Raw genomic sequence first — 24,234 nt, forward strand, 5'->3', positions numbered from 1 at the left:
TTGCGCATGAAAAAGGTAGGATTATACTTTGGTACCTTTAACCCTATTCATATAGGTCATTTGGTCATTGCAAACCATATGGTGGAGTTTTCCGATCTGGATGAGGTTTGGTTTGTAGTAACACCACAAAGCCCGTTTAAGACCAAGAAAACACTTCTAGACAATCATCAAAGATTTGAAATGGTGTATGAAGCAACGAAAGAGTACGAGAATTTGAAACCTAGTAATATTGAATTTAATCTGCCACAACCCAATTACACTATAAATACCCTAGTTCATTTGAATGAAAAATACCCGAAGGGTTATGAATTTTCATTGATTATGGGTGAGGATAATTTAAAGGGACTTCATAAATGGAAGAACTACGAAACTATTTTAGAGCTGCATAATCTGTACGTATATCCAAGAATTTCTGAAGGAACTATAGATCACCAATTCAAAGAGCACAATAAAATAACGCGTGTAAATGCTCCTATTATGGAAATCTCTTCAACCTTCATCAGAAGAGAACATAAGAACGGTAAAAACATTAAGCCTTTACTGCCACCAGAAGTGTGGAAGTATATGGATGAAATGAATTTTTACAGATAGAAATTATCTTTGTTACTTTAGATTATTGAACAGGGACTAAATTTGTTGGAATAACATTCTTGATCTTGGCAAAAGCAAGGGATAATTGCCCATCTTGGATGTCATCTAAAACCCAGTTTCCATCGGTATATTCCATTACCCAAATTTTTTCTTCATCATCAAACTTACTACTACCTTGAACAATTTTATTGGTGTCTTTGTTTTTGAGATAATCCATAATGTTTGCTGTAATCAAGAAAGCGATTCTTGAACCTTCTAAGTTTGTGTCATCTGTAATCTCTAAGTAGAGCGGCTTAACAGATTTGATACCATCTACTTTACAAACATTTACAAGGTTTTCTTTTTTCCATTCATCCAAATGTACCAATTGTTGATTTTGCCAATACCAGTGACTTATATAGCTAGAAGCTTCTTTTAGGTCCTGATTATTCCATGCAATATACACTCGGCTAAAAATATTACGGACGTTTTTATCAAGGTTTAGCCAAGAGAAATCTCTATTTTTTTTACCTAAGACTAATAATTCCTTTTTACATTTTTTTATTGCAAGGAACTCTCTGAAGTAAACATAGATAATAAGCGGAAGCAGAATTATTCCTATAATGGACATAAGTACTTTTCCCCACCATGTCTTAAATATTGCTTTTACAACTGTACCGCCTGGACCGGCAAACATAGGGTCAATATCAAAAAGGACTAGGGTTATAATCAAAACTAGAATTATAAAATGACTCTTTCTCATTGTTAAATGGAATTAGGGTTCATTTAATAACTAATAAAGGCTACTATTTAGTATGTTTCTGCTAAACTAAAGAGAGTTTGCTTTACGTAAATTATCTGTAGCAAGAAATACATCTCCTTTATTATAATACCATTTGCGAACTTTAGGAATTTTAATTCCGTTTACGGTAATCATTTCTGAAAGTAAAATGTATTCTCCGTCGTTTTTGCTTTCGTCATGAAAGAATTGATATACTTCCATGGCATACGTCTTGGGGTCGAAATAGAAATACCAAGTATCACTACCTACTTCTTTGTCATAACCGGCTTTCAATACTAAATATTCTTTTCCTTTAAATGTTTTTTTAATGACCTTAGAATCTATTATAGTCCCAGGGTCCTTCAATTTCATAGGAAGTCCATATAGGTATGTATAATAGTTTTTCATCATTTTAGCGCGATCACAGCTAATGTTTAAACTATCTTTTATTTTAGGAAAAATAGAAGTGCTGCCATTTAATTTTAAGGTGCATTCACCATTATCCAATTCAGACTCTATAGTGTAATTGTCTTTTTTTACCGTTGTTTTAAAATAGTTGTTGGGTAGTTTCATTTCAACAACCGTAGATCTAGGGCTGCTTTTTGGATTTTCCATTTCTATCAACATCTTGCCTTTAAATGTAGACCAGTTATTTTCTGGGTCGTGATAGGAAATAGCTTTTTCAAGAAGTTGTTCTCCTGTAAGTTCTTGAGAAGAAAGAGTAATAGTTAGAAGTAGTGAAATGGATAAAAAAAAGTACCTGATCATCATTTTAGATTATGATGACAAGGTACTTATAATTTTAATTTTTAAAAATAGGTTTTACTTTTTTAACTGCTCTATTTTAGCTGGTGTTACAGAGCTATCGTGCTCGTTATGGTACTGTTGTAATAAATTCATAACAGAGGTCATTAAATCTTTCGTTTCTAAAAGTAAAGAGAAGTATAGTGTCGTGTTTTTCGGACTTGATTCTTCTGTTCGTGTTCTAGCAACTTGTGTTTGAATTTTATCAGAAACCATATCAAACAATTCTTGTTTTTTGTTTAATACAACTCCAATTTGTTCAAATGACTGATTGGAAAAAGCATCTTGAGTCTGATTTAATATTTCTTCTAATTTTAAATCAATTTGCTTAAGCTCTTTTATCTGATTGTATTTTAATTTTTTATGGTTGTTGTTAACGTGTTTATGGCTGACTTTACCAATGTACTCTAAAGATTGAGCGATATCGGTCAAATAACCAAGGGTGTTAATGTAAAAGTTACTTGCACCAATACTATTGTCATCAAGATTTTTAATGAAATAGAAAATATGGTCACGAAGATCATCTATTTCATTTGAAAGTTTCTCCCCTTGTTTCTTGTTCTTTTTCAATAAGCTAACATCTTGTTTAGCCAGTCCATTAATAGAGTTCGTGAAAATCTTATTAGTTCTCTTTAAAACGTTAGAGATATTCATGGCACTTTCAAATATCACCCCTTGAATAGAACTACTTTCTGCTCTGTTCAATGAATCTTCTGCTTTAAGCTCTTTAGCTTTTTTGTTATGAGAGATATAGTTTCTAGCCAATAACAATACTGCAGCAAATAATAATACAGCAAGTGCGGCACCTTTACCAAAGCTAATAAGCGTTAATATGATACCTGAAGCGATAAACGCTATAATAGCTGTACCAAACCATCCACCTATAACATTAAGTACGCCTGCTACTCTGTATACTGCGCTCTCTGCTCCCCAAGCTCTATCGGCAAGTGAAGTACCCATTGCCACCATAAAAGTAACATAGGTAGTAGATAACGGTAATTTATATGATGTAGCGATAGAAATCAAAATACCGGCAACCATTAAGTTTACCGCTGCACGAACCATGTCAAATGCAGGTAGTTCATGTACTTTATTCTTAGATAAGGCAATTACAGGTTTGTTAAATTGAGTGTCTATTTTAGCTTGTAATGATTTCGGCATTACCGATGTAATTATCTCTGAAGCTGAAATAGCTATGCGTACCAGCCCTCTTGATAAGAAATTGGGTTGAAATCTTTCTTTAGTATCCTCTTGACTAGATAAATCTATAGAGGTCTTAACAACGCTTTTTGCTTTGCTAGAAAACCATAAGGTAAGTACCATAACCATACCTGCAATGAATAAAAGTAGGGTTGGAGTAGGAACCTTTTTTGCTAAAATACCCATACTAAATTCTGAAGCTGCAACACCAGAGGCAACCCATGCTTCATACGATTGCCAAGCAGCAATAGGTACACCAATAAAATTAACTAAATCATTACCTGCAAAAGCCAAGGCTAGGGCAAACGTACCTACACCAATAATTAACTTGTAAATATTGACTTTGGCAGCTTTCATTAAAATAAAAGAAAGTAAAGACCATACTAAAAAGTTTACAAGTACCAGTGCAATCAATTGAGTCTCTAAGAATTCTTTAATTGTTATGCCTCCAATAATATCATAGCTTTCGCCGGCAAAAGCAGTACCTCCAATACCTTTCATTAATATGAAATAGGTAATTGATGATAAAGCAAAACCACCAAAAAGAGCACCTACCCAAGTTGGTTTTTTATCAAAATTATAAGATAATAGTAATCTCGATACCCATTGTACCAATGCGCCAATAGAAAAGGCAACTACGACAGAAAGTAGTATGCCGAATATAATTTGAATGGCTTTATCATTATTGATATAATTAACAACATCTATGAAGCTACCGTTATCTGCACCAATTTTAATTAATGACATAGCAACTGCCGCTCCTAACAATTCAAATACAATTGATACCGTTGTTGAGGTTGGCATACCAAGCGTGTTAAAGAAATCTAATAGCAAGATATCGGTAATCATTACGGCCATGAAGATGAACATAATCTCATCAAAGTAAAATTCACCAGGATTAAATATTCCTTTTCTGGCAACCTCCATCATACCGCTTGAAAATAGTGCGCCTGCTGCGATACCAAAACTTGCGACAATCATTATCGTTTTAAAAGAAATAGCTTTAGAACCAATAGCTGAATTTAAAAAATTCACTGCATCATTACTAACTCCAACAACAAGATCCGCTACAGCTAAAACAGCTAATGCGATAAGCATTATAAAATAAATATTATCCATAATTGAATTACTCTATTAATTTGCAAATATCATTATCGCTATTTGCTATTGTGTTATGTTAAGGTTATTATTTTCTAAAAATGAACTTCTAATTGTAATCTATACATTAAGCGATCTTGACCACCATCTTCCGATAGGTAACTAAGATCTGTTTGTACTTTTAATTTATGGCCTACAATGTATTTTGAAAACCCTAAAGTATATTGGTCTTGAGGGGTTCTACCCGTTATTTCTTCGCTTAATTTAATGTTTGTATATCGACCGGATATTTCCCAGTTATTATTGAATAAATACCCTGTTTGAAGATTAAGTCCGTCTCCTATTAGAACTACATCACCAGTTAATGACCCATCTAAATTTGTAGCTATAGGATTGTCGGCAGTTCTATGTGCATACTCCCCCATGAAGGAAAATCCATTGTATTTAAACATGGCATCAATGAATAATGTGTTGATATCGGTTTCGAAAAAACCACCATCGGTAAACATATAAGACCCTTGGTTGCTTCTGGTTTTTACTGCATTTTGATTACTGTCAAAAGTAGCTGCCAGCATTAATTTAGGTGTTTTTTCCCTTTTTTGATCACTGCCCTTATATTCACCCTTGCTTAAAAATTCACCAAAAGGTAATAGCTCTAAACGTGTTGTAAATTGATGACCTCCAATATTTCCGCTTGTAATATTTCTTCCTTCTCCTTGCGAAACTGCAAATATTTCACGGATTAAGAATTTTTCAGAAAGGTTAAAATGATGTCTTAGTTGAAAGCCCATGTCGCGATCAATATTAAACCTGCTGTTTAATAAAGAGCGGTCTACTTGCATTAAATTTGCCGATGAAATAACACGTTCAATATTACCTGGCAATTTGGTTTGTCCAAACCATAGTACAAAATTCTCGTAGAAATTCCATTTTACTACGGCATCTAGTATATATCTGGGTGCATTGCTAGTAAACTGGGAAGCTCCTGAAATATCTCTGTTAGATAGACCAAGTTCTATTTTGTATTCTAGTTTTGGTGAATAAGCGAATCCGTCGAACTTAAGACGTGCTCTGCGAACAAGAAAGTTTTGCTCGGGATTTTGTAGACCTCCATCGGTGGCATCCCAACCAGAAATTGCTAAAATTTGCATTCTAGCACTAACAATCATTGTCCATGTACTGTCTTTACCAACAAGGTTGAACAGACCTTTTCCAAAAGTTGGAGCGTTAGATTCTTGGCTTTGACCTATAATTGAAATTAAAAAAAATAGGCATACCCAGAACGGATTGATTTTCATCAAGTATTAGTTTTTGTCGATTGCAAATTACTTAAATGAATGTTAAGTTAATGTATTCTTAATATTAACTCTTGGCGTGTGTAATATTATTAGGTAAGAATATTGGTAGAGGATAAGAGAAATTGGGAACAAAAAAAGCTACCTTGTACAAGGTAGCTTTAGGATTTCTAAAAACTAGTCGACAAAAACTAATAGTAACAGAAATCAATTGTGTCTTTAGACAATTACGAAGATCAGATATATTGTTTACCTGTGTGTAACGCTAATATTAAGTAATCTTTAATTCTTGAACTTTGCCTTTAGGGACAATAGTCCTTTCATTAGCTAGATTTTTATCTATTTTGATGCGGTTTTTACAGCCATCAAATCAGTAATGTTTAAGGTTTTTGCTTTTAAGCTAGCTTGAATATTTGTTGTTTCACCTGGGGCAACAGTTACAGGTAGCTCAATTGTTTCATATCCTAGAAACTGAACTACAATATTATATGAGCCTGGTGTTAAATCATCAAATTCAAAATTTCCTCGAAAGTTAGTGTGTGTAGAAATAGATGTGTTTTCTATGGAAACATTTGCCATTAGCAATGGTTCGTTAAATAGCTCCCCGTCTAAGATGTTACCTTGAATAGAACTGGTTTCTTGACCAAAAGTTAAAGAGCTAATGATAAGCGTAAATACGAAAAATATGGTTTTCATGGTTGCTTGTAAATTTCTTTTACAAAGAAACTGTGACAACGTTAACTTAAGGTTAGCTAGTGATTATCAATATATGTAGAAATTGTTAAGGTATTGTTTATCATTTTGCATTTATAGATTGTTGATCCTATAATGAAATAGCAAAAAATGTATCTTGCAGTCTTCAAAAAAGATGTACATGAATTGGGAGCAATTACTTTCTCTGCGCAGACAAGGCGATACAAATAAACGTTTACGAAATGAACAAGATGAAACTCGTTTAGGGTTTGATGTTGATTATGATCGTATCATATTTTCTGCTGCATTTAGGAGTCTTCAAGATAAAACTCAGGTAATTCCGCTCTCAAAGACAGATTTTGTACATACCAGATTAACTCATAGTCTTGAGGTTTCTGTAGTAGCTAGAAGCTTGGGGAGATTAGCTGGTAAAAAAATAATAGAAAAGCATCCTTATCTTAAAGAAGTTCATGGTTACCAATTTAATGATTTTGGTGGAATCGTAGCTGCGGCAGCACTAGCGCATGATATAGGTAACCCACCTTTTGGACACAGTGGGGAAAAAGCAATTGGAGAATATTTTAAAACGGGTAATGGACTTAAATTCAAGGACCAGTTATCTGAGGTTGAATATCAAGATATAATCGATTTCGAAGGTAATGCGAACGGATTTAGATTAATGACACAAGACAGGGCAGGAGTTCTGGGAGGTCTTCGTTTAAGCTATGCTACATTGGGTGCTTTTATGAAATACCCAAAAGAATCTTTGCCTAAAAGACCCACAAATCATATTTGTGATAAGAAATTCGGATTCTTTCAAAGTGAGAAATACATATTTGAAGAGGTAGCCAAAGATTTAGGTTTGCCAACTAGAGAAAATGAAGGAACGGTTTCTTACGGCAGACACCCTTTAACTTTCTTAGTTGAAGCTGCCGATGATATTTGCTATACTATTATTGATTTTGAAGACGGTATAAATTTAGGACTCATTTCTGAAGACTATGCTTTAGAATATCTAATTAAACTAGTGAAGGACACCATAAATACCAAGAAGTATAATTCTTTGGAATATATGGAAGATAGGCTTAGCTACTTGCGGGCACTGGCTATTAATACACTAATACAAGACGCTGTTTCTATTTTTATAGAGAATGAAGAAAGTATCTTAAATGGAAATTTTGAGGTGTCTTTATTGGATAAAAGCGGATTTAAAGCGCAGATAGAAGATATCATAAGCTTAAGTGTTCAGAAAATATACCAATCTCAAGAAGTTGTTGAAAAGGAGATAGCGGGTTACACTATTATTTCTGATATTTTAGATGTGTATATAGATGCTCTTATTGGTAAAAGAAACAATAATGCATCTAACTATCATAAACTTATTTTAAGAACTTTACCGGGCTTTTATCAACAAACCGATGCGTCTCTTTATGAAATAATTTTGAATACGTGTTGTTATGTTGCTAGTCTATCTGATAGCGCTGCCGTACACATGCATAATAAGATAAAAGGGAAACAACTTTAGAACCCGTATAAGATACCTACGCCTAATACTTGTTTGAACTGTATTTTAGGAACACCTGGGTTAACAATGGTACCATTATCATTTTTAACGATATCAAAAAGTATGTCGTCGTCATAAATAACTTGTGTACCTAAACTAGTGCTTATAAACTTATTCACTTTCATGTTTAGGGTAAGCTCCCAATCAACATCTACGTTTCCAAAACTTTTTATATAGTCTGTATATAAATTAAGTCTACTTTTTAATTCAATATTATCAGCAACGTTGATGTTAAGGTTATTGGTAATTAGAATACCTAATTCTAATAAATGATTTTCCCCAGGCGTAATAACATTGCCGTCTGCATCTAAAATCGCCTCTTGTACACCAAAAGAACCACTATCTGCTAAATCTTGATCTAGTACAAATGTCGATTTTTGTGTTAATGGTGATAAGTAAAGATTGAACTTTTCATCCTTGGTAATGTAAGATGTACCAGCACCAAATAGTAAATAACCTGGAGCCATAAATCTAGAAATAGGCACGTCCCTATCAGGATATTTGTAACCGTTAGAAAATTGTGTATTGAAATTTAACTGAACGGAATAAAACCAATTACTAGTATTGCTTTTTTTGAAACCCAGATTTGAACTCAAACGTATTACATCTTCTGTTTTTCTAAGTTTGCGTCCTTCTTGTGCATTTAAACCATAGCGTAGTTCTAGGTTATTATCCCATTGAAAATTACTGAACTTATACTTTCTGGCAAATTTTAAAAACCCTAAACCACTAACGGCATTATCACCACCGGCGTTCCAGTTAACAAAGGCAACTTCGCTAATATTAATACCAAAGCTATTTTCGGTTTCCCAGAAAGAAGGTACTCTAAACCGCTGAAAACCTTTTTGTAAAGTTTTTGTCTTTTTAAAATCTATATTGGGTATTTGAAGATTTACATCTTTCCTAGGAGAATAAATTTTATCTACTGTTCTGCGGATAACAATAGTATCTACAGCAATGCTGTCTACAGTAACACTATCAACAATAATAGGTGCTGGTATTGTATCTTGACCTTTAGCGACTAAGGTTACCAGAAATAGTAACGGAAATAAAGATTTAAGCAATTTTGAAGCCATTATTTTCATAGAAATTGTTGTACATATTGTTTTACGGACATCTTATCTATCCCTGCTTTTTTATACAGTTCTTGGGTAGCACCGTGAGTTATAAAGCTATCAGGAATGCCAAATATCTTAATTATTTTATGGATTCCAATATTATTTGCGAATTCTAACAAACCACTTCCAAATCCGCCAATTGCTGAACCATCTTCTAATGTAATAATATGATTAAATTTCTGTAGTATTTCTTCCAATAAAGCCGCATCTATTGGTTTTATAAATGGGAAGTTATAATGGGCGATTGCAGGGTTATTATCCAATTCATTTAGTATTTCAGTAACCATATTACCGATAGGTCCTGTACTTAGAATGGCAATTTCACTACCTTCTTTTAGAAGTTGACCTTCGCCAATATTTAGCTTTTTCATTGGTAGTTGCCAATTGACTTCTTGTCCACGACCACGTGGGTATCTTATGGCTATAGGATGATCTAAACCAAGCTGAGCTGTGTACATGATGTTTCTAAGCTCAATTTCATTTAATGGAGAACAGATAATTAGGTTTGGTATACATCTTAAATAAGAAATATCGAATACACCATGATGCGTTGGTCCATCTTCGCCAACTAAACCCGCACGATCTAAACAGAAAATTACGGGTAAATTCTGTATAGCTACGTCGTGTATGACTTGGTCATATGCCCGCTGTAAAAAAGTAGAGTATATATTACAGAACACAATTAAGCCGTCAGTTACCATACCTGCAGCCATAGTTACTGCATGCTGTTCTGCAATACCAACATCAAAAGCTCTTTCTGGTATAGTTTCCATCATATACTTTAATGAGCTACCAGTTGGCATGGCAGGTGTTATTCCTACTATCTTCTTATTATTTAAGGCTAGTTCTACCAAAGTCTTTCCAAATACATCTTGAAATTTAGGGGCTTCAATAGTATTCCCCTTTTTTTGTAACTCGCCCGTCTGCTTATCAAATTTGCCAGGGGCGTGATAGGTTACTTGGTTTTCTTCTGCCTTTTGTAACCCTTTACCTTTGGTGGTAATTACATGTAACAATTTAGGGCCTTCTATCTTTTTTAATCGTTCTAATTCATTAACTAAAGCTGGTAGGTCATGTCCATCTATTGGACCAGAGTAGTGAAAATTTAAGCATTCAAAAATGTTCTCTTCTTTTGCCGTTCCTGTTTTTACATTGGTGAGGTATTTTTTTAATGCACCTACACTAGGATCTATACCCATGGCATTGTCATTAAGTACTACCAACATGTTTGCATTGGTAACACCTGCATGATTAAGTCCTTCAAAAGCCATACCACTTGCAATAGAGGCATCGCCAATGACGGCTATGTGTTGCCTCTGAAATTTACCTTGCAATTGTGCAGCTAGCGCCATACCTAACAATGCAGAGATAGAGGTAGAGCTATGGCCAGTACCAAAAGCATCATATTCACTTTCTTGCATTTTTGGGAACCCACTAATTCCACCAAATTGTCTATTGGTTTCAAAAACGTCTTTTCTACTAGTAAGTATTTTATGTCCGTATGCTTGGTGACCTACATCCCAAATTAATTTATCAATGGGAGTATTAAATACATAGTGCAGGGCAATGGTTAGTTCTACTACGCCTAAACTGGCACCTAAATGCCCTTCTTTAACTGAAACAATATCAATAATAAACTCACGTAGTTCAACAGCCAATTGTTCTAAATCCTTTATACTTAAAGTTTTTAGGTCAATAGGTGAATTGATATGTTCTAGAATTGATTTCAAATTGCGGGTATAATGGACACAAAAATACTTTTTTAAAAATGAAACTATCGTATTTTTGAAGCTATGGTTTTACCTTACGATGATACTTATTTTATGAAGAAGGCACTACAAGAAGCAGAATATGCACTTGAAGCTGGTGAAGTGCCCGTTGGTGCAGTAATTGTTGTACAAGATAGAATTATAGCAAGAGCACATAATTTAACTGAAAAATTGAACGATGTTACCGCCCACGCAGAAATGCAGGCAATTACTTCGGCAGCAAATTTTCTTGGCGGAAAGTACTTGAAAGATTGCACGTTGTATGTAACCCTAGAGCCTTGTCAAATGTGTGCAGGTGCCCTATATTGGAGTCAAATAGGTAAGATTGTGTATGGCGCTAAAGATTTGCAACGTGGTTACGGTGTAATGGGTACTACTTTACATCCTAAGACTAAAATAACGGGTGGTATTCTTAAAGATGATGCTGCGCGTTTACTACAAGAATTCTTTGCAAAAAAAAGAACATAGAAAGTTAGGTCTAAATGTAAAACCACGCAAGAGCGTGGTTATCTAATTTTTAATAAAGCGAGAATTATTATAGTACTTGCACTTGTCCGGCAACGGTACCTTTTCTTCCTTCTTCCTCTTCATAGCTCACTTTATCACCTTCTCTAATTTCAGTGCCATGTAAAGCAGTGGCATGAACAAAAATATCTTTTCCAGTTTCTTCATTGGTTATAAATCCATAACCCTTAGATTCATTGTAAAATTTAACGGTGCCAATCATTGTATTGAAATTTTAATATTATCATTCTAATTTAATATAATTTTACGTTGATTGGTAGAGAATTGGACTATTAATTTTTTGGAGTATATTGATTATCAGTGTTTTTAGGCTTTTTGCCTTGCATTTTTCTTACATTTTCATCGGTAAGCATATAGTCGTTAAATTTTTTACCCTTACTCTCTTTTATTAGAAATAGCGGCATAGCCACTAAAAATAGAAGCAAAGTACCTGATCCAATATATTTATGCGATAAATTTTCTTGACTAACATCTAAGTTGAATCCGTAAATAATTAGCCCAAAGGAGATTAAAACTATAGCAATAATAATGTATTTCATGACGGTCTCTTTTACTTGGTAAATTTTATCAATTCTCTTCTGTAAGCGGTCAATAATTTAGATTTAGAAACAAAACCCATATATTTTCCGTTTTTTACTACAGGTAGATTCCATGCACCACTATCTTGAAATTTTTGCATTACAATTTGCATACTATCCAATCCGTAATATATATGGTCTGGAGCTTTATGTGTAAAGGTCTCAACCTTTGTGGTGTCGTACAACTTGGTGTCAAACATAAATTCTCTAATATCATCTAATAAAATAATTCCAAGAAATTTATGGTCAACATCTACAACGGGGAAAATGTTTCGTGTAGATTTTGCAACAGAATCGTGCAGCATTTCACCAAGGGTCATGTCTGGGTGCACAATTTTGAAATTAGTTTCTATAACGGTATCTAAATCCATAAGAGTTAATACTGCTTGATCTTTATTATGGGTTAAGAGGTCTCCGCTTTCTGCCAATTCTCTAGTGTAAATAGTATAATCGACCGTATTTTTTGTAATAATATATGAGATAGAAGCAGTAATCATTAAGGGTACAAATAATGCATAACCACCGGTAATTTCCGCAATTAAGAATATTGCGGTTAAAGGTGCATGTTGCACACCGGCAATTAGACCTGCCATGCCTATTAAGGTGAAATTACTTTCAGAAACAGAAAAACCTAAACCAGAATTATTAATTAGTTTGGCTACAACATTTCCTAATGCACTGCCCATTACCATAGTGGGGATAAAAATTCCACCAGCTCCACCTGCGGCCAGAGTTGTAGTCATCGCAACCGCTTTAAAGATGGTTATGCCAAATAGTAAAGCTATTACTACCCAAATATTACCAATGTAAGCGTCAAAAGGAGTTTTGCCCAGAGCTTGAATATGGTCACCAATTAGTAGGTTGTTAATGAAGGTAAAACCTTCACCATATAGTGGAGGAATCATATATAGCATGATTCCAATAGCTAGCCCGCCTACTAGAAGTCGATATTTAGGGCTTTTTAATGGTTTAAACAGATTAATGATGCCAAAGTACATCTTGGTAAAGTATATAGATGCTACGGCTGTACCTATGCCTAGAAGAACGTAAAACAATGTATCCTTCACTTCAAATGGCTCACTAATGGAAAAATTGAACAATACCTCGTTACCCATAAAAAAATAGGAGGTAAGTACACCACTAATTGATGCCAATAAGAGCGGAAGCATAGATATCATCGTTAAATCTAAACTGAACACTTCTACTGCGAAAATAATCGCGGCAATTGGCGATTGAAAAATAGATGAGATAGCACCTGCAGAAGCACAGGCAATCAATAATGACCGTGTTTTGCTGTTGATGTGAAAAAGGCGACCTAAATTGGAACTTATAGCGGCACCAGTAGCCACAGCAGGACCTAATAACCCCACAGATCCACCAAACCCTACCGTTAGTGGAGCTATAATTAATTGGGTATATACCTGTTTTACATCTATACGACCCTTATTTTTTGAAAGGGAGAATAGAATGGAAGAAACGGCATGTTTCAATTTCTCTTTATGAACATATTTTACGTACAGGTAAACTAGCGTAAGACCAATGATAGGTAGAATGAAATATAAATGATTACTTGAAAAAATGATTCCAGTTTCAAGAGATGCTTCAATGAAGTACGTAATATTTTTAAGTGTTACCGAGGCTAAACCTGCCAACAGACCAACCACAACACTTAATATATATACAAAGGTCTTTTGGGAGATATGTTTATATCTCCACTTGTAAATACGTTTTAAAAGTTTGTTTTTTTGAATGGGCATTTTCTAACCAAATCAGTAATGGTATTCAAAGGTATTTAATTACTAGCTATGATTTTGGTTTTGAGTTCTCCTAATTCTTTAATATAAGTTTGGCTTAAAATTTTATCTAGCCTCTATTGTTCAGGTTTGTATGTTAGGACAAAAAAAATCCTGCACAGAGGCAGGATTTTTTTTCAATATGATTTTGTCAAGATTAACTATTCTTGAATATCTAACTTCAAATTCAATTCTTTCAATTGCGCATTATCAATTGGTGCAGGAGCATCGATCATTACATCTCTACCGCTGTTGTTTTTAGGGAATGCAATAAAATCTCTAATGGTTTCTTGTCCGCCTAAAATTGCTACCAATCTATCTAAACCAAATGCTAGTCCGCCATGTGGTGGTGCACCGTATTGGAAAGCATCCATTAAAAAGCCGAATTGTGCTTTTGCTTCTTCTGGAGTAAAACCTAAATGCTTGAACATTGTTGCTTGCATGTCCTTATCGTGAATACGTATAGAACCACCGCCTATTTCATTACCGTTCAGTACCAAGTCATATGCATTAGCACGTACTGCACCTGGATCGGTATCTAACAATTCTAACTGACCTGGTTTTGGTGATGTAAATGGGTGGTGCATTGCATGGTAATGACCTGTTTCTTCATCAAGTTCCAATAAAGGGAAATCTACTACCCATAATGGTGCAAATTCGTTTGGTTTTCTTAGTCCTAGTCTGGTAGCCATTTCCATTCTCAAGGCACTTAACTGCGTTCTTGTTTTATTGGCATCACCAGAAAGTACGCAGATTAGGTCACCTGGTTTAGCACCAGTTGCTTCTGCCCATTTAGTTAAATCGTCTTGGTCGTAGAATTTGTCAACGGTAGATTTAAAGCTTCCGTCTTCATTACATTTTACATAAACCATTCCGTTAGCACCAACTTGTGGACGTTTTACCCAATTTACCAAGGCATCCAACTCTTTTCTAGTATATGATGCGGCACTAGGTACTGCAATACCAACTACCAACTCTGCAGAGTTAAAAACTCCGAATTCTTTATGCTGGGCAACGCTATTTAATTCAGCGAATTCCATCCCAAAACGAATGTCTGGCTTATCATTACCATATTTAGCCATGGCATCGTCATAAGTCATTCTAGGGAAAGATTCTATTTCTACACCGTTTACTTCTTTTAAAAGGTACTTCGTTAAGTTTTCAAAGACATTTAAAATATCTTCTTGCTCTACAAACGCCATTTCACAATCTATCTGAGTAAACTCAGGTTGTCTATCGGCACGTAAATCTTCGTCTCGAAAACACTTTACAATCTGAAAGTATTTATCCATACCACCAACCATCAATAATTGCTTGAAGGTTTGTGGCGATTGTGGTAAGGCATAAAACTGTCCTTCGTTCATACGGCTAGGTACAACGAAATCTCTTGCGCCTTCTGGTGTTGATTTTATTAAGTACGGAGTCTCAACTTCTATAAATCCTTCGCCAGATAAAAACTTACGAACTTCCATAGTTACCTTACTTCTAAAAATAAGGTTGTTCTTTACAGGATTTCTACGGATGTCTAAATACCTATATTTCATACGAAGGTCTTCACCTCCGTCTGTTTCATTTTCTATAGTGAATGGTGGAGTTTTAGATTCGTTTAAAATTGTTAATTCAGAAACTAAAACTTCTATATTCCCAGTAGGGATATTAGCGTTTTTTGAAGTTCTTTCAATAACCTCTCCTTTTATCTGAATAACGAATTCGCGACCTAAATTTCTTGCTTGCTCTAATAATTCTTTAGAAGTACGATCTTCATCTAAAACAAGCTGTGTAATGCCATAACGGTCTCGTAAATCTACCCAAACAACGAAACCTTTGTCTCTAGTCTTTGCTACCCAACCAGAAAGGGTAACTGTTTTGCCAATGTGTGATTCTCTTAACTCCCCGCAGGAATGGCTTCTATACATAATACGTGCTTTAATGAAAGGGCAAATTTAAGAAGTCTATTTCATTATAGGTCTATTTAGTACATAGGTTTTGCTTAATGATCGGTATCGTAATTATTAATAAAAATACTATACTTAACACATTAAGATTCAGTATGTTATAACCTCAATGTTAATTTAATGTTATGTAATGGTTATCTTAACATTGATTAATTAGGAAATAAATGTATATTTGTAACGTTACTGTTAAGCAAATTATCAATTTAAAAATATATACTATGAAAAAAATTCTAATTATAGCCGTATTGGCATTGTCTTTTGGAGCATATGCTCAAGTTGATCCAACCTTTGTAAAAGATGGAGAAAAAGTGAAAGCTACTTATTTTCATGCCAATGGGGAGAAATCTCAAGAAGGTTACTTTTTAAACGAAAAGTTAGATGGACAGTGGAAAATGTTCAATGAAAAAGGAGATAAAATTGCTATGGGTAATTATGAGAACGGTGTTAGAACTGGAAAATGGTTATTCTGGGAAGGTGATGTGAAAAGTGAAGTAAATTTTGACAACAATAAAATAGCTAGCGTTTCTAAAGCAAATTCTAAATCGCCAGTTGTTACTAATTAATAAACTCAACTAACTCAAATAAAAAAGCCCGTATCAATTTTGATACGGGCTTTTTTATATTCATTATTGTAAAGGTGCAATTAGGCAACACCTTCTAGTTGTTCATTACTTTCAGCACTTTTGTTTCCGATGTTACTGAACTTAATTTTAATACGGTACACAATATTAAATAATACCGGAACTATAATTAAAGTCAAGAATGTTGCGACGATTAATCCGAAGATTACCGTCCAAGCCAATGGTCCCCAGAATATAACATTATCACCACCAATATAGATATGGGGATTAAATTCTGAGAATAGGGCAAAGAAATCAATGTTAAGACCTATTGCAAGAGGTATTAAACCTAATACTGTTGTAATCGCGGTCAAAATAACCGGTCTTAATCTAGCCTTACCACCAACAATCATAGAATCTGTTGCATCTTCAATGCTCAATAGATCACTATCTTCCATGCCTAGTCTTAACTTTTTACGGTCAACCAAAATTTGGGTGTAATCTAGCAGAACCACCCCGTTATTTACCACAATACCTGCCAATGAGATAATACCCATCATTGTCATCATAATTACGAAAGACCATCCTGTAATCATCAATCCACCAAATACACCGATGAAGCTTAAGAAAATGGCAATCATTATAATTAACGGTTTTGAAATTCCACCAAATTGAAAGATTAGAATAAGCATAATCAATCCTAAACCAGAGAAGAACGCACCTACCAAGAATGCCTGTTGTTTTGCTTGTTCTTCTAATTGACCTGTGTAATCAATTTTAACTGTTGTTGGTGTCCCTTCAAAACTATCCATCTCTCTTTGAATTTCAGCAACAATAGCACCTGCATCTGTAAAGCCAGGTTTCAATCCGGAGTAAATAGTAACTACACGTTTACCATCACGGTGCTTTATGGCACTAAATCCTGATGTATTTTTCTCCGTAGCAACAGCAGAAATAGGAATTTCCTTAATCTGACCATTCGCAGGATCTCTAAAAATGATATTCTGATTGAATAAGGCACTCTTATTATACCTTAAATCTTCATTAAATCTAATGTTGATGTCATAATCCTCACCATCTTCCTTATAAACTCCTGCTTTTTCTCCAAAAATAGAGCGTCTTAATTGGTTACCAACTTGACCAACGGCAACACCAAGCTCACCTGCTTTCTCACGATCTACAATTACTTGCATTGCTGGTTTACCTTTGTTTACATCAATTTTTAATTCTTCAATACCAGCTATATTTTTGGTATTAATAAAATTCTTAATGTCTTCTGCAGTGTTGATCAATTCATCATAGTCGTTACCCTCTAACTCAATGTTAATAGGGAAACCTGCTGGCGGACCATTGGCATCTTTCTCTACGGATATGGCAACACCAGGATATATACCTTGTAATGCTGCTTGAACACGACCACGAATATCTTCGGTATTTAAACCATTACGATATTTATACTCACTAAAGTTTACGGTCACCTTGCCTTTATGTGGCATTTCTGCAGAAGAACCGCCATCTGTAAGTGGATTACCAGCACCTTCACCAACTACTGAAACAGCAGAAGTCATCATAAAGTTTTCTCCGTCCTTATTTTTGTATTTAGGGTCATCCATTATGGCGTACACCTGGTTTTCAACCTCTTTGGTGATTTCGTTGGTTTTCTCTATAGATGTTCCTTCAGGATATTCTACATACACATAAATTTCATTCGGTTTGTTATCCGGGAAGAATTCAATTTTAGTACGACCGCTACCTACAGACATACCAAATAGCATAAATACACCAATTAACATTAAGAATGTGATACCAAAATACCAGTACACGTTACTTCCTCTTAGGGCATGCTTAAGTCGTCTCTCATACCAATTCTCGAAACGAGACATGGTTCTCTTTTGAAATCTTATAGCAGAACCTTTAATAATGTATTTATAAGCCCAGAACATAATTCCTGTAAGAATTAGGACAGAACCTAAACCGCGCATAGCACCACCGAAAATTAAAATTAATGTACCTAGAACTCCTAGAATAACACTCATTCTAATCAATTGCTTAAGAGTAAGCTCCTTTTCATCGGTACTCATGAATTTAGAAACTAACATAGAGTTCATGAATATTGCTACGAACAGAGAGGATCCTAATACCACAGAAAGTGTGATAGGGAAGTAAATCATGAATTGTCCAAATATACCTGGCCAAAGACCTAACGGTACAAAGGCAGCAACAGTTGTCGCTGTTGATATAATTATTGGGTAGGCTATTTCACCAATACCTTTTTTAGCAGCCTCTGTTCTTGACAACCCTTCGTCCATTAAACGGTATACGTTTTCCACTACAACAATACCGTTATCCACCAACATACCAAGACCCATGATCATTCCGAAAAGAATCATAGTATTAAGTGTGTACCCAAGCCATGACAGTATTACGAAAGACATGAACATGGACATAGGTATGGCGAAACCAACAAATAGTGCATTTCTAAAACCTAAGAAGAACATTAGTACGGTTACCACCAAGATGATTCCGAAAATAATATTGTTTACTAAATCATCTACTTGATTTAATGTACGGGTAGATGAATCATTGGCAATAGAAATATTTAAATCTGGCGGAAAGTATTCGGCTGTTTCTTTCTTTACCAATTCCTTTATTTTATCTGAAGCGGAAATGGAGTTTCTACCAGCTCTTTTTTTCACATCTAGCATCACTACATTTTTCCCGAATTCACGAGCATAAGTAGTTTTGTCTTTTGCCTGAAAGTTGATTGTTGCGATGTCTTTTAAATAAACAGCACCATTTTCTGATTTTACAACAAAATTGTTCAATTCTTTAGGGTCTTCAACTTCACCAAGAATACGAATGGTACGTCTTTGCCCTACGGTTTTTAAATTACCTGCAGACATCGTCATATTACCATTGCTAATGGCACTGATAACATCTTGAAAGCTGATTTTTGCAGCCATCATTTTGTAAATGTCAACACCCACTTCAACTTCTAAATCTTGTGCTCCTCTAATATCGGCCTGTTTAATTTCAGGAAGATCTTCTACTTCATCTTGTAAGTATTCAGCAAATTCTTTCAGTTTCTCTACAGGGTAGTCACCTGTAAAATTGATGTTCATAATTGGAACTTCTTCAGAGAAATTCAAGTCAAAAACATTAGGTTCTACCTTGGCACCATTAAATGTTGGCCAGTCTTCACTTGCCTTCTCACTGTCTACTTCATCTTTAACCTTTTGTTTTGCTTGTTCAACTGTAATTTCCTCATCAAACTCTACAGTTAAAATGGCATAATCTTCTTGAGACGTAGAGGTTACTTCTACTACGTTACTAATATTCTTTAACCTATCTTCTAAAGGATCTGTAATCAGTTTTTCAATATCCTCAGCAGTGTTACCTGGGTACGGTGTGCTAATGTAGATTTTGGTCTCTATTATTTCAGGAAAATCTTCTCTGGGCATAGCCATATAGGCGCTAAATCCCAACCAAAGAAAAATGGCTATCATGACATAAATAACCGAAGGGTTATCAATGGCCCAAGACGATAGACCGAATTCCTTATCGGCGTTCTTTTGTACTTTGCTCATCGATCTTTATTTTTTTATTTTAACTTTTTGACCATCTTTAACACTTCTTGCCCCTTCTTTGATAATATGATTTCCGTCCTCTAAACCAGATAAGACTTCTATATTGGCACCTTGTGTTTTTCCTGTGGAAATGATTACTCTTTTTACGATAGATTCACCATCGGCATTTGGCTCTTCCGCAACAAAAACATACTGTTCTCCATCAGCATTCTCAGATATTATACTGGTTGGTATAAGTATTGCATCTTCACTAGTATAGTCGTTGATGTTAACTTTAGCACTTAAGTTCGGTTTTATCTTACCTTCTTTGTTAGGAACTGCAATTTCAGCTTCAAAAGATCTATTTGAAGGATTAATGAAGTTGCCTGTTTCTCTAATTTTAGAAACAATGCTGTCACCTAAAACTGGAAAATAAACTACGGCTTCTTTCCCTTTTGCAACACTACCTAAATATGATTCTGGTACTTCTACTTCAATGTACATGTCTGATAAATTTACAATACGAAAAACCTCAGAACCTTGCCCTGGAGCCACTACGGTTCCTTGATCTTTAATAACTTTATCTATAATACCTGAAAATGGTGCTCTTATAGTAGATTTTCCTAATTGACTTTGTGTTTGAGAAACCATATTTTCAGAAGCTTCGTAATTGGTCTTAGCCTGTAGATATTGAATCTCTGAACCAATGTTCTGGTTCCATAAACGCTCTTGGCGCTCAAAAGTAGTTTTGGCTAAAGCTGCTTGTGATTTTAATTGACTTAATTGACTTGACATACCGCCATCATCGATAGTAGCTAAAATTTGACCTTTAGATACTTTATCGCCCTCTTTAACATATACTTTTTGAAGTGTACCTGCCATTTCTGGGTAAATTAGAACATTCTGTTTTGTACTAACATCACCTTGTAATTCTAGATAATGATTAAATAGCTCTTTTTTAGCGGTCAATGTATTAACCAACGGCAACTTTTCTTCATTTCCTAAAACTGCAATTGCAGAGTCTAATGATTTTAGTTGTGTTTCAATTAGTTTTTGTTGAGCTGTGATTTCGTTCTTTTTGGCTCTAATGGCTTCAAGATTCTGCTGCTCAATAATTTCATTTACCGATTGCTCTCCTCCGCCACAAGAAAATAGGCCGATGCTTGCAATTAATAATACTAGTATTTTTTTCATGATTGTATTTTTAATGATTGATTGTTTAGGCTTTCGTATTTAAAATAATTTCCAATTCGGTTTTTTTGTTGATGACCTCTACCATAGACTGTAAGAACTCTTGTTGAGTGGCATACAATTGAGTTTGCGCTTGTCTTAGCTCAAAACTGGTAGCAAGACCTTCCTTGTATTTTATTTGATTTTTATTTTCAATACGCTCAGATAACATGAGATTTTGTTTTGCTGTTTCATAATTATCGATGGCTAGCGTATAGTTGTTCTTTGCGTTTTCTAACTGCAATCTAATTTGTTGTTCAGCTTCGGTTAGTTGCGTTTTCGCCTTTTCTAAAGCAATTTTTGCACGCTGAGTAGAAGCACTCCTTTTAAAAGAGCTGAAAATAGGAATGCTAAGATCAAACCCTAAAATAGAAGAGTCAAACCATTGTTGGTCACTGCTCAGAAAATCAAAATCGTTTGAATATGCGGAGCTACCGTAATTAACAAAGGCATTTAATGTTGGTAGTGCACGGCTTCTTGCCAACTTCCATTCAAAAAAACGTTGTTCGTTTAAATTTTCAGCTAGCTTATAATCAACATTGTCGTTAATATTAAAATCTGTACCGAGAATACTTAAATCCATCTTAGATAGCGTTAAGTCTTCTAACTCTTCTTGCAATTGTGTTGGGGCATTCAAATCTAGACCCATGCTAACATTTAGCATTTGTAGCGTAATCTGCTTAAGTCTAATTGCATTTTGTAATTGATTTTCTATAGACGAAAGCGTAATTTGAAGTTGATCTACGCTCTCTTCTTCTCCTAGTCCATTTTCATACAGCTTAGAAGTTTCATATAGATTCTTTTCAAGTGTAGCTTTGTTTTTCTCCAAGATTTCAACACTTTCTTCTGCTAACAGTACATTGCCGTATGCTTCAACAACTTGTTTTCTAACATCTAATTCTGTTTTTTCCTTGTTGTTAGCACTATAGCTTAAGAATGCTTTTGTCGCTTGAACACCAACGATATATGATCCATCAAAAATTTGTTGGGTTAAGGTTGCGGTTGCTGTAGCTGACTGCGGTTGAGAGAATACAACTGGTATAAATTCCCCCGCTGCACCACCTGCAAGTTCGGCAGGTAGTAAAGACACTGGTTGTTTCAATTGGTTTTGATAGCTAATAGCACCGTTTACCTGAGGTAAACCACTTGCTATGGTTTCCCATTTCTGTTTTTGTGCATCTATAATATCCCTATCTGCATTTATGGCGGCATAGTTATTTTCTAACGCAAATTGTATAGCCTCTTCGAGTGTAAAACTATTGGCTTGCTCTTGTGAATACCCCAAGCTAATGCTTAGAAAGGTAATGAGTATTAAGAATTGATTTCGCATTTATTCTTGATTTGAATTGATGATTTTATTTAAAATTGCTTTGCCTTTTGGGGTGACGATACCTCTAATGTGGTATTCTAAAAAAGAGTCCATTAATTTTCCTATCGGAAATTGTTCTAACGGAAACATGTTTTGGTCCTTAATACTATTAAGACCGGTAAAATATATTCGAGCAACAAACTCCGGATTTATATTATCTCTAAACAAGCCTTGTTTTAAACCACCTTCAACATTCAATAATATGCATTTATGCATTTTTTCGAATTGCATTAGCTTCAGGTTTTTATGAATTTTCGGATAGTATTTCATTAATTGGTACTGTGGAGAGCTCTTTTCATCATTTAAATGAGACATTACATACTTTTTTATCTCATACAATTCTTCAATAGCGTTTTTCTCCATCGCTATAATTAAGTCAATACCATTGCTTAAATCACAGAACTTATTCATTACGCAATCTTCTACTAACGAAGTCTTATTACTGTACTCGCTGTAAATGGTTTTTTTAGACATGCCAATTTCATTGGCAATATCGTCCATGGTAATACTCTTAAAACCACGTTCTAAGAAAAGCTGTGAAGCTGTATCCCTAATTTTTTCTTTCATAACGGCTGCAAATATACATCAGGAAACTTTAGAAACTACAAAAGTTTCCAAAGTTTTACAATTTTTTAATGTTGACTATCACTTAATTACAAACTTTTAATAGTATATTTTGTGCTCAATCGATTAAGAGGCAGGGTTTTCACTGCTTTTTTTAGTGTTTAATTTATCAACATAATTTTTATAGGATTGTTCTCCTTCAGCTTGCCAAAATTCATCGTAATGTTTCCATTGAGAAAAATCCTTCCTCGTTGTAGAGCATACATTTACTCTATTTTTATTTTTGGATTTCTTGCCTTTACTACGACCATCTCCACCGCCACCACCAAAACCAAAAATGATTTTAGATAATAGAAGTATTCCAAGTGCTTTCCAATAATCAATTTGCGGTAGTCCAAATAAATCTGGCATTAACCAGTTCCATAAGCGCATAACTATATAGCCTACTAAGAATGCTATACATATGCCAAGTATGATATAACCTAGAATTTTGAATGCTTTATAAACATAAAATTTAACTGTGTTCTCCATGTTTTTTTCAATTTTAGATTTCATAAGTATGTTTTTTAATGTTTTGTATTTCAATATCTTTTAATAGAATAGACAATGCCCTGTGTCTTCTAGACATCAATGTACCTTGAGGTATGCCTGTTTCTTCCGAAATTTCTTTATAGCTATAATTTTCAAAATCGACAGCTATAATAATATCTCTATATGCTGGTTTTAAATTGGAAATTGCAGATTGTAACTTTTTCCGAATATTATCGGAGTATTCTTGTGAAGAATTATCATAAAAATTTTGGGTAAAGTCTATCCAAAGGTTTTCTAATTCATCTTGATTATCAAGACGTTTTTTCTTGGATCGCAGTATATCTGTAATTTTATTTTTAACTGCGTTGTACACAAAACCACCAATATTATGAATAGGTAAGGCATCAATTGGTCTTGAGAAAATACGTAACGCAACTTCTTGGATTATATCTTCGGCGTCACTTTCTGAAGTTTGTTTAATTTTAGATTGAACATAGCGCTTAAGGGAGCTATACTCTTCTTCAAAAAAACTGTTCAGGTTATTATTATTTTGTTGGTTGGATGCCATCCAAAGGTTTTTCAATTGGTCTTCATTAATAAAGACGAGAATTTTGAAGGCTATTGCATTTTGGGGAAATTTTTTAATTTTTTTTCACCTTTTCAGAAAAGTA

At 34.5% G+C, this 24,234-nt stretch carries 21 protein-coding genes; 4 read left to right on the plus strand and 17 right to left on the minus strand.

The window, feature by feature from the left end; all coding sequences use genetic code 11:
• Positions 1 to 6: 6 nt before the first annotated feature.
• Positions 7 to 591 (plus strand): nicotinate (nicotinamide) nucleotide adenylyltransferase, encoded by a 585-nt coding sequence (gene nadD, locus BM296_RS04750; protein ID WP_091901806.1) that lies wholly within the window; start codon positions 7 to 9, stop codon positions 589 to 591.
• Positions 592 to 613: 22 nt separating this feature from the next.
• On the opposite strand, the gene BM296_RS04755 is transcribed toward nadD, so the two are convergent.
• The 5 genes from BM296_RS04755 to BM296_RS04775 all read right to left on the minus strand — a co-directional run bounded on the left by BM296_RS04755 (position 614) and on the right by BM296_RS04775 (position 6,444).
• The gene (locus tag BM296_RS04755; protein ID WP_143099040.1) at positions 614 to 1,333 is read right to left on the minus strand and encodes a Tim44 domain-containing protein; all 720 of its coding nucleotides are present in this window, start codon (positions 1,331 to 1,333) and stop codon (positions 614 to 616) included.
• Positions 1,334 to 1,399: 66 nt separating this feature from the next.
• Entirely contained in the window at positions 1,400 to 2,122 is a 723-nt protein-coding gene (locus tag BM296_RS04760; RefSeq protein WP_027065305.1) for a DUF6503 family protein, read from the minus strand.
• A 51-nt stretch (positions 2,123 to 2,173) separates the two neighbouring features.
• Positions 2,174 to 4,474: an inorganic phosphate transporter gene (locus BM296_RS04765; RefSeq protein WP_091901810.1), complete on the minus strand. Its 2,301-nt coding sequence runs from the start codon at positions 4,472 to 4,474 to the stop codon at positions 2,174 to 2,176.
• Positions 4,475 to 4,548: 74 nt separating this feature from the next.
• Positions 4,549 to 5,751 (minus strand): porin, encoded by a 1,203-nt coding sequence (locus BM296_RS04770; RefSeq protein WP_091901812.1) that lies wholly within the window; start codon positions 5,749 to 5,751, stop codon positions 4,549 to 4,551.
• Between the two features lie 336 nt (positions 5,752 to 6,087).
• The gene (locus tag BM296_RS04775; protein WP_091901814.1) at positions 6,088 to 6,444 is read right to left on the minus strand and encodes a carboxypeptidase-like regulatory domain-containing protein; all 357 of its coding nucleotides are present in this window, start codon (positions 6,442 to 6,444) and stop codon (positions 6,088 to 6,090) included.
• Positions 6,445 to 6,622: 178 nt separating this feature from the next.
• Here BM296_RS04775 and BM296_RS04780 point away from each other — a divergent pair, with 178 nt between their 5' ends.
• Positions 6,623 to 7,966 carry a deoxyguanosinetriphosphate triphosphohydrolase gene (locus BM296_RS04780; RefSeq protein WP_091901816.1) on the plus strand — a complete coding sequence of 448 codons (1,344 nt, stop codon included), beginning with the start codon at positions 6,623 to 6,625 and terminating at the stop codon, positions 7,964 to 7,966.
• On the opposite strand, the gene BM296_RS04785 is transcribed toward BM296_RS04780, so the two are convergent.
• Together BM296_RS04785 and BM296_RS04790 are read right to left on the minus strand one after the other, a co-directional pair.
• Positions 7,963 to 9,081, minus strand: coding sequence for a DUF3078 domain-containing protein (locus BM296_RS04785; RefSeq protein ID WP_091902948.1), 1,119 nt, complete (start codon positions 9,079 to 9,081; stop codon positions 7,963 to 7,965). The genes BM296_RS04780 and BM296_RS04785 overlap by 4 nt on opposite strands.
• A gap of 5 nt (positions 9,082 to 9,086) precedes the next feature.
• Positions 9,087 to 10,853 carry a 1-deoxy-D-xylulose-5-phosphate synthase gene (locus BM296_RS04790; protein ID WP_091901818.1) on the minus strand — a complete coding sequence of 589 codons (1,767 nt, stop codon included), beginning with the start codon at positions 10,851 to 10,853 and terminating at the stop codon, positions 9,087 to 9,089.
• 63 nt (positions 10,854 to 10,916) lie between these two features.
• Between BM296_RS04790 and BM296_RS04795 the strand changes: the two genes are divergently transcribed.
• Complete coding sequence (locus BM296_RS04795; RefSeq protein ID WP_091901820.1) at positions 10,917 to 11,360, plus strand: nucleoside deaminase; 444 nt, start codon at positions 10,917 to 10,919, stop codon at positions 11,358 to 11,360.
• Between the two features lie 67 nt (positions 11,361 to 11,427).
• On the opposite strand, the gene BM296_RS04800 is transcribed toward BM296_RS04795, so the two are convergent.
• From BM296_RS04800 to aspS, 4 genes are all read right to left on the minus strand, one after another.
• Positions 11,428 to 11,619 carry a cold-shock protein gene (locus BM296_RS04800; RefSeq protein WP_027065298.1) on the minus strand — a complete coding sequence of 64 codons (192 nt, stop codon included), beginning with the start codon at positions 11,617 to 11,619 and terminating at the stop codon, positions 11,428 to 11,430.
• A 70-nt stretch (positions 11,620 to 11,689) separates the two neighbouring features.
• A complete protein-coding gene (locus tag BM296_RS04805; RefSeq protein WP_091901821.1) occupies positions 11,690 to 11,956 on the minus strand; it encodes a hypothetical protein in 267 nt (88 codons plus the stop codon).
• An 11-nt stretch (positions 11,957 to 11,967) separates the two neighbouring features.
• Positions 11,968 to 13,752: a chloride channel protein gene (locus tag BM296_RS04810; protein WP_091901823.1), complete on the minus strand. Its 1,785-nt coding sequence runs from the start codon at positions 13,750 to 13,752 to the stop codon at positions 11,968 to 11,970.
• Positions 13,753 to 13,949: 197 nt separating this feature from the next.
• Positions 13,950 to 15,704, minus strand: a complete 1,755-nt coding sequence (aspS, locus tag BM296_RS04815) for an aspartate--tRNA ligase (protein WP_091901825.1) — start codon at positions 15,702 to 15,704, stop codon at positions 13,950 to 13,952.
• A 257-nt stretch (positions 15,705 to 15,961) separates the two neighbouring features.
• Between aspS and BM296_RS04820 the strand changes: the two genes are divergently transcribed.
• A complete protein-coding gene (locus tag BM296_RS04820; RefSeq protein WP_027065294.1) occupies positions 15,962 to 16,306 on the plus strand; it encodes a toxin-antitoxin system YwqK family antitoxin in 345 nt (114 codons plus the stop codon).
• Between the two features lie 80 nt (positions 16,307 to 16,386).
• On the opposite strand, the gene BM296_RS04825 is transcribed toward BM296_RS04820, so the two are convergent.
• From BM296_RS04825 to BM296_RS04850, 6 genes are all read right to left on the minus strand, one after another.
• The gene (locus tag BM296_RS04825; RefSeq protein WP_091901827.1) at positions 16,387 to 19,890 is read right to left on the minus strand and encodes an efflux RND transporter permease subunit; all 3,504 of its coding nucleotides are present in this window, start codon (positions 19,888 to 19,890) and stop codon (positions 16,387 to 16,389) included.
• Between the two features lie 6 nt (positions 19,891 to 19,896).
• Positions 19,897 to 21,063 (minus strand): efflux RND transporter periplasmic adaptor subunit, encoded by a 1,167-nt coding sequence (locus BM296_RS04830; protein ID WP_091901829.1) that lies wholly within the window; start codon positions 21,061 to 21,063, stop codon positions 19,897 to 19,899.
• A 25-nt stretch (positions 21,064 to 21,088) separates the two neighbouring features.
• Complete coding sequence (locus BM296_RS04835) at positions 21,089 to 22,429, minus strand: TolC family protein (protein WP_091901831.1); 1,341 nt, start codon at positions 22,427 to 22,429, stop codon at positions 21,089 to 21,091.
• Entirely contained in the window at positions 22,430 to 23,035 is a 606-nt protein-coding gene (locus tag BM296_RS04840) for a TetR/AcrR family transcriptional regulator (protein WP_027065291.1), read from the minus strand. It abuts the gene before it with no gap.
• A 123-nt stretch (positions 23,036 to 23,158) separates the two neighbouring features.
• Positions 23,159 to 23,587, minus strand: coding sequence for a hypothetical protein (locus BM296_RS04845; RefSeq protein WP_091901833.1), 429 nt, complete (start codon positions 23,585 to 23,587; stop codon positions 23,159 to 23,161).
• Positions 23,577 to 24,131 (minus strand): RNA polymerase sigma factor, encoded by a 555-nt coding sequence (locus tag BM296_RS04850; RefSeq protein ID WP_091901835.1) that lies wholly within the window; start codon positions 24,129 to 24,131, stop codon positions 23,577 to 23,579. Before BM296_RS04850 ends, BM296_RS04845 begins: the two co-directional genes overlap by 11 nt.
• Positions 24,132 to 24,234: the final 103 nt, after the last annotated feature.

Source organism: Maribacter stanieri, from assembly GCF_900112245.1.
GTDB classification, from domain to species: Bacteria; Bacteroidota; Bacteroidia; order Flavobacteriales; family Flavobacteriaceae; genus Maribacter; species Maribacter stanieri.

What these genes read in the sequence shown, in the direction of transcription:
- nadD (WP_091901806.1), top strand. Translation starts at nt 7, where the DNA reads ATGAAAAAGGTAGGATTATACTTTGGTACCTTTAACCCTATTCATATA.
- BM296_RS04755 (WP_143099040.1), bottom strand. Translation starts at nt 1,333, where the DNA reads ATGAGAAAGAGTCATTTTATAATTCTAGTTTTGATTATAACCCTAGTC.
- BM296_RS04760 (WP_027065305.1), bottom strand. Translation starts at nt 2,122, where the DNA reads ATGATGATCAGGTACTTTTTTTTATCCATTTCACTACTTCTAACTATT.
- BM296_RS04765 (WP_091901810.1), bottom strand. Translation starts at nt 4,474, where the DNA reads ATGGATAATATTTATTTTATAATGCTTATCGCATTAGCTGTTTTAGCT.
- BM296_RS04770 (WP_091901812.1), bottom strand. Translation starts at nt 5,751, where the DNA reads ATGAAAATCAATCCGTTCTGGGTATGCCTATTTTTTTTAATTTCAATT.
- BM296_RS04775 (WP_091901814.1), bottom strand. Translation starts at nt 6,444, where the DNA reads ATGAAAACCATATTTTTCGTATTTACGCTTATCATTAGCTCTTTAACT.
- BM296_RS04780 (WP_091901816.1), top strand. Translation starts at nt 6,623, where the DNA reads ATGAATTGGGAGCAATTACTTTCTCTGCGCAGACAAGGCGATACAAAT.
- BM296_RS04785 (WP_091902948.1), bottom strand. Translation starts at nt 9,081, where the DNA reads ATGGCTTCAAAATTGCTTAAATCTTTATTTCCGTTACTATTTCTGGTA.
- BM296_RS04795 (WP_091901820.1), top strand. Translation starts at nt 10,917, where the DNA reads ATGGTTTTACCTTACGATGATACTTATTTTATGAAGAAGGCACTACAA.
- BM296_RS04800 (WP_027065298.1), bottom strand. Translation starts at nt 11,619, where the DNA reads ATGATTGGCACCGTTAAATTTTACAATGAATCTAAGGGTTATGGATTT.
- BM296_RS04805 (WP_091901821.1), bottom strand. Translation starts at nt 11,956, where the DNA reads ATGAAATACATTATTATTGCTATAGTTTTAATCTCCTTTGGGCTAATT.
- BM296_RS04810 (WP_091901823.1), bottom strand. Translation starts at nt 13,752, where the DNA reads ATGCCCATTCAAAAAAACAAACTTTTAAAACGTATTTACAAGTGGAGA.
- aspS (WP_091901825.1), bottom strand. Translation starts at nt 15,704, where the DNA reads ATGTATAGAAGCCATTCCTGCGGGGAGTTAAGAGAATCACACATTGGC.
- BM296_RS04820 (WP_027065294.1), top strand. Translation starts at nt 15,962, where the DNA reads ATGAAAAAAATTCTAATTATAGCCGTATTGGCATTGTCTTTTGGAGCA.
- BM296_RS04825 (WP_091901827.1), bottom strand. Translation starts at nt 19,890, where the DNA reads ATGAGCAAAGTACAAAAGAACGCCGATAAGGAATTCGGTCTATCGTCT.
- BM296_RS04830 (WP_091901829.1), bottom strand. Translation starts at nt 21,063, where the DNA reads ATGAAAAAAATACTAGTATTATTAATTGCAAGCATCGGCCTATTTTCT.
- BM296_RS04835 (WP_091901831.1), bottom strand. Translation starts at nt 22,429, where the DNA reads ATGCGAAATCAATTCTTAATACTCATTACCTTTCTAAGCATTAGCTTG.
- BM296_RS04840 (WP_027065291.1), bottom strand. Translation starts at nt 23,035, where the DNA reads ATGAAAGAAAAAATTAGGGATACAGCTTCACAGCTTTTCTTAGAACGT.
- BM296_RS04845 (WP_091901833.1), bottom strand. Translation starts at nt 23,587, where the DNA reads ATGAAATCTAAAATTGAAAAAAACATGGAGAACACAGTTAAATTTTAT.
- BM296_RS04850 (WP_091901835.1), bottom strand. Translation starts at nt 24,131, where the DNA reads ATGGCATCCAACCAACAAAATAATAATAACCTGAACAGTTTTTTTGAA.